Source organism: Actinacidiphila cocklensis (assembly GCF_907177275.1).
Lineage (GTDB): Bacteria > Actinomycetota > Actinomycetes > Streptomycetales > Streptomycetaceae > Actinacidiphila > Actinacidiphila cocklensis.
The window spans coordinates 61,137-76,381 of sequence record NZ_CAJSLV010000071.1 but is presented as its reverse complement, the minus strand read 5'-3'; the positions used below and the strand labels follow the sequence as shown (position 1 = coordinate 76,381).

Genomic DNA, 15,245 nt, shown 5'->3' with positions numbered 1-15,245 from the left:
GCCGTAGCCGGTCGCCGTCCCGCGGTCGCGCCGCAGCCGGACGGTGACCGCCAGCGGTGCCCCGTGCGCGGCGAACGCGGCACCGAGCCGGGCGTCGCCCAGGAAGTCGGCGATCTGCTGCGCGCTCTGCGGCTCGCGGCCCACCGCGGCGACCGTGCCGCGCAGCACTCCGTAGCGCCCGGCCGGGACCGACTGCACGGTCATCTCCACCGCGGCGCCGACCGGCAGCGCCGTACCGCCGACCGGATACAGCACCGCCTCCAGCGGCTCGCCGGCCTTCCCCGCCCGCTCCACCCCGGCCACCGCGGTGCCCGCGGCGACCACCGAGCCGATACCGGCCGGCAGCGCGGTCACCCGGCCGGCAGCGACCAGCCGCACCGGCTGCACCCCTGCCGCGGTCTGCACGTCGAGCAGCGGCGCCCCGGCCGCCAGCAGGTCGCCGACCTTGGCCCGCACCTTCACCACCTGGCCGGCCAGCGGGCTCTGCAGGACGTAACCGCCGTGCCCGTGGGTCAGCACGCCGGGCACCTCCACCCGCGACGAGACGGCGCCGCCGACGGCCCACACCCCCGCGCCGGCCAGCACGACCAGCGCGACGGTCAGCGCCAGCAGCCCCTGCGGGCGGGCGAGCCGCACCGGCAGATCCAGCTCCTCGGGCGAGCGGAGCCTGGACAGTGCCTTCTGCCGGAATTCCACCGGAGTCCTCCCTGACAGCCCCGTGGACCCCGGGCTGTCAGGCTCCGGGGTCCACGGTCGTTTGCGAATGCGCTCAGATACCGGCGAGGCCGGCCAGCGGCGCCACGTTCAGGCCGGTCGCCGAGGTGGCCAGACCCGCCACGTCGGAGACCGTCGGCAGCATGGAGTCGACCGTGAAGACGGTGTCGAGCACCGGGCCGAGAATGCCGCCCGAGATGCCGTCGAGGTCGCTGTCGGCAATCTCGCGGGTCTCGATCTGGGGGGTGGAGTCCTTGCGCATGACTGCGTAATCCCTTCGTTGTGCGGAATTTTTCGAAAATCCTGTCGACCGGGATGGCGGTGCCATCAAGGCAGGTCGAATCAACCGCCCCTCCGGCGCCCGGAATTCCGTAGAGCGTTCGCTCAGCTCCCGCTTGGCGGAGATGTAAGCACGTCGCACGGTGCCGGGCCACTCGGTCCGACCGGCAGGTCGGTGCAGGTCGGCGCGTTGTGACTGCCGTCAGCACATCGCGGTGACGAATTCTTCACACCGTTTGCCCCCGTGAATTCGTACACCATGGGAACGGCCCGCCGCCGGTCCATCGGACTCGAACACCTCTGCGTTTCCCGCGGCCGGAACACGGACCGCGGGCAGATCCGGCGGTTGTGTGTGCAGAGTCTGCACCCGTGCTGTGCGGTCCCGCAGAAAACGGTATTCCTGCGGCCACGTCGGCCGACGGGCGGGACATCAGGGCATCTGGCGCGATGTCGGACATCCGCTGGCCGCGAAGGCCGCGCACGCCGTGAACGGGGCCGCGAGGACGGGTTGTCACGGGCGGCGGGCGAGGCGGAGCGGCAGCAGCATCGCCGCGGCGGTCAGTGCGAAGGCCGCCGGGTAGCCGGTCAACGCGGCAAGGGCGCCGAAACCGACCGCGCCCGCGCCCATTCCGGCGTCGTAGCCGACGTTCCACAGCGCGCTGACCGTCCCGTAGCCGGCGGCGGACACCCGGGCGTACATCAGCGACAGCGTGGCGTTCTGCGCTACCCCGAAGCCGACCCCGAAGACCGCGACGCCGCAGAGCACCGCGGCGGTGCTGCCCGTCGCCGCGGTCAGCAGCAGGCCCGCGGCCGACAGCAGCAGCCCGGGCAGCACCAGCCGTCCCGGTCCGCGCCGGTCGCCGAGCCGCCCGGCGAACCAGCGCGCCGCGGTCGCCGCGGCGGGCTGGACGAAGAGCGCGGCGGCGACCACGCCGGAGGCGGCCGCCGGCACCGCGAGCGGCAGGAAGGTGACGAGGATGCCGGCCCCGAGGGCGGTGACCGTGAAGACGGCGGCGGGCCGCACCAGCCCACCGTCCCGCAGCCCGCCACCGATCCGGCCCTCCGCACCCGCCGCAGACTCCTTCGCGGGGCACGGCTCGCGCCCCGGGATGCCGGGGACCACCGACACCGCCGCCAGCGCCAGCAGGCCGCCCGCGACGGACACCGGCAGGAAGCCGTACCGGTCCGCCAGCCAGACGCCCAGGGGCAGCGCGATCAGCGAAGGCACTCCCGACACCACGCCGGCCAGGGCCAGGCCCTCGCCGCGGCGCTCGGCCGGGATCAGCGAGGCGGTCAGCGCGCCGCCCGCCACCACGGTGAGGGCGAAGCCGAGACCGCGCAGGCAGCACACCGCGACGATCCAGCCCATGCCGCCCCACGCGGTCACGAACAGCGCGGGCGCACCCAGCAGGACGAGGCCCGCTGCCAGCGCCCACCGGTAGCCGAAGCGGGCCACCAGCCGCGGCGTGGCCAGCTCCCCGCACACCGTTGCCAGCATCAGCGCCCCGGTCGCAAGGCCCGCGTCGCCGCCGGACGCGGTGGCGTACAGCGGGACGACCGACAGCAGCAGGAAGAGGCTCGCGGACGCTCCGACGACGGTGACGAAGCGCAGCAGCAGCGGCCTGGTCACCAGCGGCGGCCTGGCGGACGGAAGTTCTGCGGCGGGAGTGCGGACGTGCGGCGACGTGGTCATGGCAACGACGCTAGGCACCGTCCGGCCCCCCGGTAAGCTCCATTTCCATGCCGCTGGAGTGGTCCGGTCTGTCGCCCGAGGTGCTGCTCACCCTCGACCGGGAGAGCCCGCGGCCGCTGCGTGCCCAGCTGGAGGACCAGCTCAGGGACGCGATCCGCGGCGGCCGCCTCGACGTCGGCGAGCGCCTGCCGTCCTCGCGTGAACTCGCCCGCAGACTCGGCCTGTCCCGCGGCCTGGTGCAGGACTGCTACGCCCAACTCCGTGCCGAGGGCTACCTGACCTCCCGGGTGGGCGCCGCCACCAGCGTCGCGGCCGGCGCCTGCCCGCCGCCCGCACCGCGTTCCGCACCCGTCCGACCCCCGCGGCTGACGGCCGACTTCAGGACCGGAGTCCCCGACCTCGGCTCCTTCCCGCTGGCCGACTGGCTGTGGGCCACGCGCGAGGCCGCCCGCGCCATGCCCACCGCGGCGCTCGACTACGGCGACCCGCGCGGCAGCGCGCACCTGCGCGAGGTGCTCGCCGGCTACCAGCGCCGGGTCAGGGCGGCCGCCACCGACCCGGAGCGCACCATCGTCTGCTCCGGCTACGCCCAGGGGCTCGCCCTGACGCTGCGCGCCCTGGCCGCGGCAGGTGTCCGCACCCTCGCCCACGAGGACCCCGGCGCCCCCGGCATGACCGCCGCCGCGGCGGCGCACGCGGGCCTGGGGGTCGTGCCCGTTCCGGTCGACGACGAGGGCCTCGACGTCGACGCGCTCACGGCGACCGGCGCCCGCGCCGTCCTGGTCACGCCCGCCCACCAGTGGCCGACCGGCGTCGTGATGGCCGCACGGCGGCGGCTTGCCCTGGTCGAGTGGGCCGCCGCGCACGACGCGTACGTCATCGAGGACGACTACGACGCCGAGTTCCGCTACGACGACCGCGACCCGGTCGGCGCGGTGCAGGGCCTGGCTGCCGACCGGGTCGTCGCGATCGGCACCGTCAGCAAGTCGCTCGCGCCGGCGCTGCGCATCGGCTGGCTGCTGTGCCCGCCCGCGCTGGCCGAGCGCGTCGCGGCGTACAAGCAGGTCGACGACCGCGGTTCGCCCACCCTCGACCAGCTCGCGCTGGCCCGGCTGATCGAGTCGGGCCGCTACGACCGGCACCTGCGCCGGATGCGGTCGGTGTACGCCACCCGGCGCGAGGCGCTGGTCGCCGCACTCGCCGCGCACGCTCCGGGGGTGCGCCTCACCGGCCTGGCAGCCGGCTTCCACGCCGTCGCGCACCTGCCCGCGGGCGCCGACGAGCAGACGGTGATCGAGGCGGCCCGGACCCGCGGTGTCGGCCTCTACGGCATGAGCGCCAACCGCGCCGGGCACGCCCCGCGGCCGGGCCGGATCGTCCTCGGCTTCGGCAATCTGGGCGAGCGGGCGATCGCCGAGGGGATCGCCGCGATCGGCGACCTGCTGGCCTGACGCGGCTGCCCGGGCGGCCCTGACACGGCTGCCCGAGCGGGCCTGACACGGCCGGGACACGCCCCCGACGCACGGCCCCCGGTCACGGGGATGCAAGGATGGGGGTCATGAACAATGTGTACTTCGACATCTCCGTCGACGGCGCCCCGGCCGGACGTATCGTCTTCCGGCTGTTCGACGACGTGGTGCCCGAGACCGCCAGGAACTTCCGCGAGCTGGCCACCGGCGAGCACGGCTTCGGCTACGCGGGCTCCGCCTTCCACCGGATCATCCCCGAGTTCATGCTCCAGGGCGGCGACTTCACCTCCGGTGACGGTCGCGGCGGCAAGAGCATCTACGGGGAGAAGTTCAAGGACGAGAACTTCCAGCTCAAGCACGACCGGCCGTTCCTGCTGTCGATGGCGAACGCCGGGCCGAACTCCAACGGCTCGCAGTTCTTCATCACCACCGTCGTCACCAGCTGGCTCGACGGCAAGCACGTCGTCTTCGGCGAGGTCGTCGAGGGCTCGGAGCTGGTCAAGCTGATCGAGGGCAAGGGCTCCGGCAGCGGCAGGCCGTCCTCGAAGGTCGTCATCACCGCGTCCGGCACCGTCGACTGATCTCGCGGTTCCGCCGAAGGGTTCTCGTGGGCGACAGCTCGCGGGGACCCTTCATGACTTTCCCCGGGCATCGACAGGAGACCGATATGCCCGGTTTGCGACCGCTCTGGCCGGGCAGGTGTCCTGGCATGAAGGGGCCGGACGTGGCATCCGTGCGAGGCGCGGAGTGCCGCACGAGGCAGCGTACGGCGTGGTCCGGTACCCGCAGCGACACGCGTACGGGAACGGACGGCTCGTGATGCAGGAGCAGACAGCGGCGCAGCCGCGCACCAAGACCTGGACGCTGGACCTGGAGATCGCCGAGGAGAGCCAGGACGCCACCACCGTCAAGGCCGCGCTCGACACCGGTGAACGCACCTTGCGCGCCCGGACCACCGCGCAGCGCAACCCGGAGGACCCGCCCGCGCCCGTCATCGGCGACGAGTACGCCGCCGGACGCGCGCTGCTCGACCTGGGCAGGCAGCTCCTCCACGAGGCCACGAGCGACGCGGCGGCCAACGCCAAGTCGGCGCAGTAGGCCGGCAGCGCCGGAACACCAGGCAACAGCGCCGGCTGACGGCTACGGCCGAGGCGGTCAGGCGGACTCCTGGCCGTCCAGCTCGACGCGGCCGCCGACCTCGATCAGGCCGTCGGGGTGGGGTGCGGTCATGATCTGGGAGCCCAGGCCCTGCGCGATGTTCAGCGCGCGGCCGAGCCGGTGGGTGAGCAGCAGCGCCGCCGCCCCGGTGGCCTCGTCCTCGTCGATCCCGTCGTCGCGGCCGGGGAAGGCCCTGGCCCTGATCCGCCCGGCCGCCTTGTCCTGCCACGCCCACGCGTAGATCCACTCGCCGGGCGGCGGTACGTCGAGCGCCTCCACCTCCTCGGCCGAGCCGTACTCCCGCAGGGTGCGCGGCGGCGCCCAGGCGGCCATCGCCTCGATCCAGGTGAACTCGCCGTCGAGCCGAACCCCCACCACGCCCGCGGGCGTGATCAGTTCGGGCAGGTCGAGCAGCCAACCGGTGCCGACGCAGGGGTGCCCGGCGAAGGGCAGCCGCAGGGTGGGCGTGTAGATGTCGATGGCGCCCCGCTCGGGGTCGTCGACGAAGACGGTCTCGCTGAACCCCAGCTTCCCGGCGAGGACCTGGCGCTCACCGGTGTCGGCCACGGCGGACCCGTCGCGTACGACCGCGAGTTCGTTGCCGTGACGGCCGTCGGCTCCGCAGAAGACACGCAGTACGTCGTAGTCGGTCACCGGGGCAGTCAACCACGGCGCGGCAGGGGCACCGTCGCCCGGGAGCCGTCGCGGGTGGCGGCGCCGCCGGTCCTCGCACCGGCGGCGCCGCCGGCCGGTCAGGCCGTGGAGTAGCGCGCCTCCGTCCTGGCGATCCTCTCCCGCGCCCGGTCGGAGTCGCCGCGGCCCATCGCGTTCCACTGCTGGGCCAGCACGCCGGGGCCGAAGTCCTCGGCTCCGCCCAGGGGTTCGGCCAGCGTCTGGGCGCGGGCGCCCTCCTCGACGATGAGGATGAGGCGGGCCAGGTCGAGCAGGCCGCCGCGGCTCCACAGGGTGGCGCCGCCGTTGGCCTCCAGGATGCCGGGGACGTCGGGCTCGTCCGCCAGGGCGCGCAGGATGAACTCGTCCTCGCCCTCGTGGCGGTCCAGGTAGACGGGCAACTCCGCGGCTGTCGTCTCGCGTTGGGCGGGCACGTAGCGCAGCGGGAACGGGCGGTGCGCCTGCGCCCAGGCGGCCAGGTGCGGGGTGTGGACGTGGGCGATGGAGCCGAGCCACGGGTGCGCGGCGAAAACGGCGGTGTAGCGGATGCCGTCGCCCCACGGGCGCAGTGCGCCGGGGCCGTCCACGATGCTGGTCGGCACCGCCTGCACGGGCGCGTCGGGGCGGAAGGGGTCGGGGTGCTTGACGTTGAGCACCCGGTCGCCGCCCGGTTCGCGCACCACGAAGCTCAGGGTGGCGCTGGGGGTGAGGGTGCCGGTCTCGCGCAGCACCCGGAAGGCGACGGCCGCGTCGTCGAGCAGGGTGGCGGTGAAGTCGTCGGCGCTCATCCGGCGGCCACCAGTTCCTGCGCGGCACGCAGCGGTTGCGGTGCGACCCAGTCGGCGAGCGGGAAGTCGTGCGGGACGAAGCCGTGTGACACCAGGAACTCCTTTTGTCGGTCGAGCAGGTGCAGTCGGTTCTCGGAGAGGTCGGGGGCCAGGCGGCGGTGGAAGTCGCCGCGGTGGGTGCGGGCCGCCGCCTCCGCGCTGCCGCCGCTGTCGGCGGCCAGCATCCGCAGGACGTCGTCGCGGTGCTGCGCAGCCCAGTCCGCGGCCCGCAGGGTCTGGGCGAGGAAGAGGGAGACGGCCCAGGGGTGTTCGGCGAGGGTCCGCTCGTGGACGGTGATCGGGCGCGGGGTGCCGTTGTTGACCCGGCAGGCGGGGTCGGGGTGGTCGTCGAGGTCGATGCCGATGACGGCGCCGGCCTGCGCTGCGTGGTCGAGTGCGGCCGGACCCTTGGCGTAGACGGCGTCGACCTCGCCGCGGACGAGCGCGTCGATGCCCGTCCAGGGCCGGGCGAGCGGGCCGTTGACGGTCCAGCCCGGCTGGTTCTCGCGGGCGTCCGGCACCTCGACGAGGTCGACGGCGTCCAGGCCGAGCCCCGCGAGGCCCAGCGCCCCGCGCAAGCCGTGGAGCGCCATCGCGCGCATCACCCCGGCGCCCGGTTCCGGGCCGTGCACCGGCAGGGCGGCCCGGCGCCCGGCGAGCGCGGCGGGCGTGGTGATGCCGGAGCCGGGCCTGACCAGGACGACCTGGCGCTCCTCTATCCAGGTCAGCCCGATCAGCCGGGTCGGGGCGCCCGCCGCCCGGGCCGCGAGGGCGGGGACGCTGCCGCCCTCGCGGAAGAGCCCCGGCAGCCCGTGGTCCAGGTGGTGCCGCGCCGACTGCGGCCCGGCGTCCCGCAGTTCGGCGACGCCGACGCCCCGTTGCCCGAACTCCTCGGCCAGCCAGCCCAGCCGGTGCGCGATGCCGCTGGCGGTGGGAACCGGGCAGCGGGTCAGCCACACCGTGCCGAGGCCCTCGGCGGGGTCGGCCGCGTTCACCGGTGCGCGGCGAGCGGCCGGGCGCCGCCCACCTCGCGGAAGGCGGCGAGCAGTTCGGCGTCGGTGCTCCCGTCGTACGGGAGCGGCTCGAAACCGTGGTCCAGGTCGGACGATCACCTGGAACCGGGTGCCGGAGCGCAGCGACCTGCCGTGCCCGGCGGCGATCTCGCCCACCTCGCGGAACTTCGCGCCGAGCCGGTCCGGGAGGTCGGCGAACGCCGGATAGCTGTCCACGACCCGGGCGGCGTACTCCAGGCGGCGGAAGGCGGCCAGCACGGCGCGGTGGTCCCAGCCGGCCCCGACGTAGGCTGCCCACCCGTCGTAGTCCGCGGGGTTGCCGCGCACCCACAGCGACGCGTCGATCGCGCAGGAGCCGCCGAGCGCGCGGCCCGCGGGCCACCGGACCGTACGGCCGCCGAGCCCGGGCTGCGGGACGGTCTCGTCCGCCCAGTCCGCGTCCGTGCCGTACAGCTCGGCGGCGCGTGCGGGGTCCCGGGCGGGCGGTCCTTCGGGGAGCCGGGTGCCGGCTTCGAGCAGCAGAACGGTGGTGCCGGAACGCCGGGAGAGGCGGGCCGCGACCAGCGAACCCGCCACGCCCCCGCCGACCACGACGTAGTCGTAAGCCGTCATGCGAACAGCATTCAAGCGCGTCCGACGGCATGTCAAATAGTGACAGATGACTTCACATAATGGCAATGAAACATGGCCCGTTGCTAGACTCCACGTCCGGCCGACCCGTGCGCCGAACCGGGGCGGGCGGCCCGACGCCCCACGCCGGCAGCCGAGTCGACGACACAAGGAGCGCTACGCGCATGACCGAGCAGGACGCCCAGGAGCCCCAGGACGCCCGATCCCGCCCGCCGGGCGCCCAGACCGTCGAGCGCGCCTTCGACCTGCTGCGCGTGCTGCGGGAGTTGCCGGGGCCTGCCACCGCCGCGGACATCGCGCGCCGGATGGACCTCAACGTCAGTGCCGTCCACCGGATGGCCCGCGCGATGGAGCAGGCCGGCTTCCTTGAACAGGACCCCGCGACCCGCCGCTACCGGCTCGGCACCGCGATCGCCGGGCTCAACCGGACCCTGCACCACCAGCGCCGCTTCGACCTGGCCCGGCCCGAGCTGCGCCGGCTCTCGGAGCTGACGTCGGGATCGGCGGTGCTGGCGCTGCGGGACGGGTGCGAGGCGCTGCTCGTCGCGGACCTGCCCGCCGAGTGGACGCCGGACGCGTGGTCCGCCCGGGTCACCGACTCCGTGCCGCTGCACGCCTCCGCCTTCGGCAAGGCGCTGCTGGCCTGGCCGCGGCCCTCCGAGGGGGAACTGGCGGCACTGGCGCCTTTCGAGCGGTTCACCGAGCGCACCCTCACCACCACCGCCCGGCTGCGCGCGGAACTCGACGCGGCGGTGGAGCGCGGCTACGCGGTCTCCAGCCGGGAACTGCGCCCGCAGCAGCTGTCGGTGGCCGTGCCGATCCTCGACCAGCACGGCGGGAGCTATCTCGCGTTGGGCGTGGGCACCACGTGGACCAGGAACGCCGCCGCCAGGACCGGCGCCATCGCGCGCCAACTCCAGCACAGCGCACGCCGGTTGCGCGAGGTTCTGGTGCTGGAGGGGCCGCGCTGACGGCGCCGGGCCGAGCGTCGGCGGCACCCAACCGGGGCGCACCGGAGCCGAGTTGACGCATCACCCCGGCGAGTCGCACCCCGACGCGATCGACCGGACCCGCTTCGAGGCACTCGTCCGCAGCGGCCGCGACGAACTGCGGGCGCGCAACTGGGAGTCGGGCGCCCTGCTGCTGCGGGAGGCGCTGGGGCTGTGGCGCGGCCCGGTGCTGGCCGACGTGGCGGAGACCGGGGTGGGCTGGCACGAGCTGGCGGCGGTCAAGGAGAGCCGGATGACCGCGTTCGAGGACTGCGTCGAGGCGGAGCTGACCCTAGGCCGGCACCGTGAGGTGGTCGGCGAGCTGGCCGCGATGAGCGAGCAGGAGCCGGTCAGGGAGCGGACCTGCGGCCTGCTGATGCTCGCGCTGTACCGCTGCGGCAGGCAGCCCGAGGCGCTGGCCGCCTACCAGCGGTTGCGCGACAGCATGGTCGGCGACTTCGGCCTCGACCCGGGGCCCGAACTCCAGGACCTGGAGCGGGCGATACTCAAGCAGCACCCGATGCTGGCGCTCCCGCCGCTCCAGGTGCGCGCCGAGGCCGTACGCCCGCCGGCGCCGGGCCGTACCGAGCGCACCGCACCGCTCGCCGCTGCCCCGCCCCTCGCGCGCGGGCTCGCTCCCGTCCCCCCGGCTGCGGGCCCGGCGCCCGCGCTCGCCGAACGCAAACAGGTCAGCGTGCTGCTGGTCAGGGCCAGCCTCGGCGCCGGCGCCGACGACCCCGAACTGCCCGCCGCCGTACGCACCATCGTCGCCGCCCGGCTCGACACCCTCCCGGTCGCCGAGAAGTCGGTCCTGCGGGACGCCGCCGTCCTGGGCGGCACGGTGTGGACCGCGGGCGTGGCGGCGGTCGGCGCCCGGGCGCACCGCGAGGTCGACGCGGCCCTGCGGCTGCTGGAACGCAAGGACTTCCTGCGCCGCGTGCGCCGCAGCATCCTGCAGGACGACACCGAGTACGTCGTACGCCACCGCCTGGTCCGCGACATCGGCTACGCCCAACTCACCCGCCAGGACCGCCTGCTCAGGCACCGCCGGGCGATCGGCTGGATCACCGCACTGCCCCCGCAGCACGGCGACCTGCTGATCCACCACTACCGCCAGCTGGTCGCGCTGTCGGCGACCGACGCGATGGTCGACGAGGCCTGCCAGGCCCTCGTCGACGCGGGCCGCAGGGCCGCGGCGGCCGGTGGCCACAACAGCGCCCTGCGCTGCTACCGCGCGGCGTCCGACCTCTGCCCGAGCGCAGCGCCCGGCCGCCGGCAGCTGAGCCTGCTCTACCGCCAGAGCCTGCGGGCGACGTCCGCGCCGCCCACGGTGGACAGCATCTGCGGCTGACACGCACTCGGCCGCCCTCGGCCCGGAGGGGACCGGCGGTGTACGACCGTGTGCGAACGCGTTCGACTCGATGCGACCCGGTGCCGGGCGTGCCGGGTGCGCCGCTAGCGTGACCGGGGTCGATCCCAGGAGCCCGTGTGCACACCATCCCCTCACCGCCCGCCCTCGCGCGGCCGCTGTCCGACGCGCTCGGTATCGCGGACGGACAACCCGTACCGGCCGCGGCGCTGCGGGACGCCGCATCGCGGGTGCCCGTGCCGCCGGTGGGGGTAAGGGCCGTGTGGGACGGCGTCGACGCCGGGACCGCAAGCGCGCTGCTCAAGGACGCCGACGCCGAACTCACCAGAGACGCGCCCGTGTTGCGGGCCTCGGACTGGGCGCGGACCTTCCGCGACGGTGTGCGGACCGCGTACGAGGACCGGGCGCGGGCGCTCCGCGCCAGGACGGCGCTGTTCGTGCTCGCCGCCGTGCTCGCCGACGAGTCGGCGCCCGCGGGTGCGCCGCCCGGCGCCGCGCCCTACCTGGACGCCGCCGCCGACGGCCTGATGGCCTTCGCGGAGGCGAGCACCTGGTGCTGGGCGCCGCACGACCGGCACACCGCGGGACGCGGCGAGGTCGTGCCCGACCCGGCGGACCCTTTCCTCGACCTGGGCGCCGCCGAGGTCGCCGCGCTGTTCGCGTGGTCCGACCACGTCCTCGGGGACCGGCTCGACGAGCGGGTCCCGGGACTGCGGCGCCGCCTCAGGTACGAGGTGCGGCAGCGGGTGTCCACGCCCTTCCTGCGGGTCAGGGACTGGCACTGGATCGGGCTCGACGGGGACGCGCACAACTGGAACCCCTGGATCCACAGCGCGGTGCTCGCCGCCGCGCTGCTGCTCACCGACGACGACGCCGAGCGTGCGGAACTGGTCACCCTGGTCGTCCGCGGCCTCGACCACTTCGTCGCGGTCCTGCCCGACGACGGCGGCGTGGACGAGGGCGTCGCCTACTGGTGGCAGGGAGCCTGCCGGCTGCTGGAGTCCCTCGACCTGCTCGCCGCGGTCGGCGGGCCGTCCCTCGACGCGCGCGGCCTGCCGGTGCTGGCCGAACTCCTGCGCTATCCGCACCGGATGCACTGGGGCGGCCCGTGGTACGTCAACGTCGGTGACGCGCCCGCCCGCCCGGCGGCCGAACAGCCCTGGCACGTCCTCTTCCACTGGGGACTGCGGCTCGGCGACCCGGCCGTCACCGCCCATGCGACCGCCCGCGCACGGGCGCGCGGTGTGGCGGCCCACCAGGACGACGGTCTCGGCCGCGCCCTGGACGGGCTCAGCGCCCCGGACTGGCAGGCCGCCCTCGCCGCGCCGCCCGCCGCCCGCACCACCTGGCTCGCCCGCGACGTATGGCTGCCCCGGGTGGAACTGCTGGTCGCCAGGGAGCGGGCCGGCCGTACCGAAGGCCTCGCGCTCGCCGTCAAGGGCGGCCACAACGCCGAACGCCACAACCACCTGGACGTCGGCTCCTACTGGGTCGCCCTCGACGGCACCCCCGTCGTCGTGGACATCGGCCAGCCCACCTACACCGCCGCCAGCTTCGGCCCCGACCGCTACCAAGCGTGGCCGCTGCGCAGCGGCTGGCACAACGTGCCCGACCCGGGAGCGGAACAGCAGCCAGGCGAGCACCACGGCGCCCACGGCGCAAGGGCCGACATCGGCGAACACGCCACCGCCTGGACCGCGGACCTGGCGCCCGCCTACCCCGAAGGGCTGCTGGCCCGCTGGCGGCGCACCGTCCGGCTGGTCCGCCAGGTGGGCGCCGAGCCGGCGTACGTCCTGGTCGAGGACGAGCCGCACGAAGCCCCGGGCGCGGTCCGCCTGCACCACGTCGTCGCCGGCCACGTCCTCCTGACCGACGGCAGTGCCCGCATCGACGCGGGTGCCGGCCGCACCCTCCGCCTCACCTGGGACCCGCGCCACCTGACGGCGACCACCGAGGTCCGCACCCTCGACGACCCCCTGCTGCACCACTCCTGGGGCCACCGCCTCACGCGCCTGACCCTCCACACCGCAGCGGCCCCGCGAGTCCCCCTGCGCCTGCGCATCGAGCGCGCGACCGAGGCCTGAACGCGCCGGCGATCGTGCGGCGTTGGCCCGGCGCCCGGCGCCCGGCGCCCGCTCCACCCGGTCCGCGAGCCCCGGAACCCGTGCAGATCCAGCCGAATCCCACGGCGCCGCTCAGCCGGGGGCGGGGACTGCCACGACCGAGCGGCGGCCGTCCGGCCAGGCGACGGTGACCCGGTGGCCGCCGTCCTCGGTGGCGCGCACCAACAGCGCGGGGTCGGGTGCCGCAGCGGACCCGCGGTCCAGGGTGACCACCGCGGCCAGGACCCGGCCGAGCGGCGCGGGTCCCGCGGTGGACAGCCACGGGACCGCGGTCCACCGGGCGAGCGGGCTCGTACCGTTCTCCGCCGAGACCCCGGACCGGGTGAAGCCGCTCAGATCGCGTACCCGGGAGCGCAGTTCGGGAGTGGCGGCCTCGGCGCAGGTCGCGCGGCCGGTGGAGGAGCGGGACTCCGGGACGGTCGCCGCGGCCACCGGCCAGCCGCCGAGCCGCACCGCGCGCCACGACAGGCTCGGCGCCCCCGACCGGCCGGGCGGCGGGTCCAGCCGTACCAGCCGCACCTCCACGCCGTCCCGGAGCACCGACACCACGGTGACCAGCGGCCCGGCGACCACGGGACCGCGCCGGCCCGAGCCGTGGTCGGGCGTGTCGTCTCCGGCGGTGTCGACCCAGTGGACCGGGCCGCGCGAGCACCCCGCGACGGCCCCGCCGGGCAACTCCCTGACGTACACCGTGGAGAAGCCGCTGCGGTGCGTCGCGCGCCCCGCGTGGTCCAGCACGGCGACGCTGTTGTCGATCGGGTCGGCGGTCGTGGGCCCGGTCAGCGGCGGAACCGTGGCGGTGGAATAGCCCAGCCGCGCGTACAGCGGGGAGTCGGCGCAGGCGTCCCCGGGGTCGGCGTGGTCGGTCCCGTGGTTGACGACGAGCGCGATGCCGTCCGACGCCCGGGCGGACACCAGCCAGCCGGGAGCGGCCACCACCCTTGCCACGTCGCCCACTTCCACCGGCAGCGGCTCCTCGGCGGCGGTCCACACCGGGTGGTCCGCGGGCAGCATCAGGCCGAGCATGCCCTTGGCCGCCCAGTAGGGCGACCCGGGACCCGAGTACGACTGGCGCAGCCCTGGCCACTCGCGGTGCCAGCCCAGCGTCAGCAGGCCGTCGGGCTCCAGGGCGCCGCGGTCGGTGAAGTGCCTGAGCATTCCGCTGGCCGCGCGCCGCAGCAGCCCGGGGGCCTGCCCGCCCGCGCCGCTGACCGCGCCCACCCACAGCGGCGCCGCCGTGGCGAACCGGTAGGTCAGGCTGCGGCCCTGGAGCAGCGGCGACCCGTCGGCGCCGACCAGCCGCACCGCGTCGTCCAGGTACGCCGCCAGATCCTCCTCCCAGCGCTTCCGCAGCAGCGGCGGGCACAGCGTGCCGGTCACGTCGAACAGGCGGGTCCACAGCAGCGGGTACAGGTGCAGCGCCCACCCGGTGTAGTGGTCGTACGCACGCTCCTGACCGTCGCTGAGCCAGCCGCCGGGCCGCCGCAGCGAGGCGTGCACCGCGAGGTCCTGCTCGATGTCCGCGACCGAGAAGGTGCCGCCGGCCTCGCGCAGGAAGGACTCCACGACGATCCGGAACCACACCCAGTTGATCGGCGGGTAGTCCTGTCCGACGACGCTGCCGAGCCAGTCCAGCACCCGCTCCCTGACCGCGTCGTCGAGCCGGTCCCACAGCCAGGGCCGGGTGAGCTGCAGAACCAGCGCGACGGACGCCGCCTCGACCTTCGCCTGGCCGAGCCGGTCGGGGCGCGGCCAGGCTTCGGGGGAGTGCGGGTCGGTGCCGGCGGCCAGGCCCCGGGCGTAGGTCTCCAGCAGTCCTGAGGGGTCGGCGCCCTGCTCGCCCGCGACCCGGAAGCCGGCGAGCAGGAAGGTGCGGGCGAAGCCCTCCAGGCCGTCCGAGCGGATGCCGCTGCTGCTCGCGGGACCCGGCAGGCCGATCAGCGCGCCGCCGGGGGAGCGGTAGGGCGCGACGGCGGACAGCATGCGGTCGGCGAGCGCGGTCCAGTGGTCGCGCGTCCAGCCGGTGTACGGGGAGCGCCCCCGGTCCTCGGGTGGCAGGGCAGGGGGCATCGCGGGTCTCCGTACGGGTGGCCGGGCACGGCGCCGGGACGCCGGTCCGCCGGGCGATCACTCAAGCGGCAGCGGGCGAGCGGGTCAACCGAGGCGAAGCGAACCGCACACGCTCGCACACGAACGAAACGGGTGGACCACACCGGCGAGCGACTGGACAACCGCTGGAAGCCGCCGGGAGCCCTGCGGAGAACGCTCCCTATACTGCGCTGACACCATGGATCGGCTGCCGGGACGGC

Annotated in this window: 13 protein-coding genes; 6 read left to right on the top strand and 7 right to left on the bottom strand. The window is 75.3% G+C overall.

Annotated features, from left to right (window positions below):
- From NFU81_RS26700 to NFU81_RS26690, 3 genes are all read right to left on the bottom strand, one after another.
- Positions 1–696 (bottom strand): biotin/lipoyl attachment domain-containing protein (locus NFU81_RS26700; protein WP_251494796.1); only part of this gene is annotated, 696 nt, incomplete at its 3' end.
- A 73-nt stretch (positions 697–769) separates the two neighbouring features.
- Positions 770–976, bottom strand: coding sequence for a type A2 lantipeptide (locus NFU81_RS26695; protein WP_251494793.1), 207 nt, complete (start codon positions 974–976; stop codon positions 770–772).
- Positions 977–1,504: 528 nt separating this feature from the next.
- Entirely contained in the window at positions 1,505–2,686 is a 1,182-nt protein-coding gene (locus NFU81_RS26690) for an MFS transporter (protein WP_251494790.1), read from the bottom strand.
- Positions 2,687–2,733: 47 nt separating this feature from the next.
- Here NFU81_RS26690 and pdxR point away from each other — a divergent pair, with 47 nt between their 5' ends.
- The 3 genes from pdxR to NFU81_RS26675 all read left to right on the top strand — a co-directional run bounded on the left by pdxR (position 2,734) and on the right by NFU81_RS26675 (position 5,253).
- Positions 2,734–4,137, top strand: a complete 1,404-nt coding sequence (gene pdxR / locus NFU81_RS26685) for a MocR-like pyridoxine biosynthesis transcription factor PdxR (RefSeq protein WP_251494787.1) — start codon at positions 2,734–2,736, stop codon at positions 4,135–4,137.
- A 107-nt stretch (positions 4,138–4,244) separates the two neighbouring features.
- Positions 4,245–4,736 carry a peptidylprolyl isomerase gene (locus NFU81_RS26680; protein ID WP_422665293.1) on the top strand — a complete coding sequence of 164 codons (492 nt, stop codon included), beginning with the start codon at positions 4,245–4,247 and terminating at the stop codon, positions 4,734–4,736.
- Between the two features lie 238 nt (positions 4,737–4,974).
- A complete protein-coding gene (locus tag NFU81_RS26675; protein WP_251494783.1) occupies positions 4,975–5,253 on the top strand; it encodes a dsRBD fold-containing protein in 279 nt (92 codons plus the stop codon).
- A 57-nt stretch (positions 5,254–5,310) separates the two neighbouring features.
- Here NFU81_RS26675 and NFU81_RS26670 read toward each other — a convergent pair whose 3' ends face one another.
- From NFU81_RS26670 to NFU81_RS26660, 3 genes are all read right to left on the bottom strand, one after another.
- Complete coding sequence (locus NFU81_RS26670) at positions 5,311–5,967, bottom strand: PhzF family phenazine biosynthesis protein (protein ID WP_251494782.1); 657 nt, start codon at positions 5,965–5,967, stop codon at positions 5,311–5,313.
- Positions 5,968–6,065: 98 nt separating this feature from the next.
- On the bottom strand, positions 6,066–6,773 hold the full coding sequence (locus NFU81_RS26665) for a class II aldolase/adducin family protein (protein WP_251494780.1): 708 nt from the start codon (positions 6,771–6,773) through the stop codon (positions 6,066–6,068).
- Positions 6,770–8,437 (bottom strand): GMC family oxidoreductase N-terminal domain-containing protein, encoded by a 1,668-nt coding sequence (locus NFU81_RS26660; RefSeq protein WP_251494778.1) that lies wholly within the window; start codon positions 8,435–8,437, stop codon positions 6,770–6,772. Before NFU81_RS26660 ends, NFU81_RS26665 begins: the two co-directional genes overlap by 4 nt.
- A 182-nt stretch (positions 8,438–8,619) precedes the next feature.
- Between NFU81_RS26660 and NFU81_RS26655 the strand changes: the two genes are divergently transcribed.
- From NFU81_RS26655 to NFU81_RS26645, 3 genes are all read left to right on the top strand, one after another.
- Entirely contained in the window at positions 8,620–9,426 is an 807-nt protein-coding gene (locus NFU81_RS26655) for an IclR family transcriptional regulator (RefSeq protein WP_251494776.1), read from the top strand.
- 52 nt (positions 9,427–9,478) lie between these two features.
- On the top strand, positions 9,479–10,795 hold the full coding sequence (locus NFU81_RS26650; RefSeq protein WP_251494775.1) for an AfsR/SARP family transcriptional regulator: 1,317 nt from the start codon (positions 9,479–9,481) through the stop codon (positions 10,793–10,795).
- 137 nt (positions 10,796–10,932) lie between these two features.
- Positions 10,933–12,897, top strand: coding sequence for a heparinase (locus NFU81_RS26645; RefSeq protein ID WP_251494773.1), 1,965 nt, complete (start codon positions 10,933–10,935; stop codon positions 12,895–12,897).
- Between the two features lie 111 nt (positions 12,898–13,008).
- On the opposite strand, the gene NFU81_RS26640 is transcribed toward NFU81_RS26645, so the two are convergent.
- The gene (locus NFU81_RS26640) at positions 13,009–15,006 is read right to left on the bottom strand and encodes a DUF2264 domain-containing protein (protein WP_251494771.1); all 1,998 of its coding nucleotides are present in this window, start codon (positions 15,004–15,006) and stop codon (positions 13,009–13,011) included.
- Positions 15,007–15,245: the final 239 nt, after the last annotated feature.

Excerpts from the sequence above, each read along its gene's own strand:
- NFU81_RS26665 (WP_251494780.1), bottom strand. The coding sequence starts at position 6,773 with ATGAGCGCCGACGACTTCACCGCCACCCTGCTCGACGACGCGGCCGTC.
- NFU81_RS26675 (WP_251494783.1), top strand. The coding sequence starts at position 4,975 with ATGCAGGAGCAGACAGCGGCGCAGCCGCGCACCAAGACCTGGACGCTG.
- NFU81_RS26660 (WP_251494778.1), bottom strand. The coding sequence starts at position 8,437 with ATGACGGCTTACGACTACGTCGTGGTCGGCGGGGGCGTGGCGGGTTCG.
- NFU81_RS26690 (WP_251494790.1), bottom strand. The coding sequence starts at position 2,686 with ATGACCACGTCGCCGCACGTCCGCACTCCCGCCGCAGAACTTCCGTCC.
- NFU81_RS26640 (WP_251494771.1), bottom strand. The coding sequence starts at position 15,006 with ATGCCCCCTGCCCTGCCACCCGAGGACCGGGGGCGCTCCCCGTACACC.
- pdxR (WP_251494787.1), top strand. The coding sequence starts at position 2,734 with ATGCCGCTGGAGTGGTCCGGTCTGTCGCCCGAGGTGCTGCTCACCCTC.
- NFU81_RS26695 (WP_251494793.1), bottom strand. The coding sequence starts at position 976 with ATGCGCAAGGACTCCACCCCCCAGATCGAGACCCGCGAGATTGCCGAC.
- NFU81_RS26655 (WP_251494776.1), top strand. The coding sequence starts at position 8,620 with ATGACCGAGCAGGACGCCCAGGAGCCCCAGGACGCCCGATCCCGCCCG.
- NFU81_RS26680 (WP_422665293.1), top strand. The coding sequence starts at position 4,245 with ATGAACAATGTGTACTTCGACATCTCCGTCGACGGCGCCCCGGCCGGA.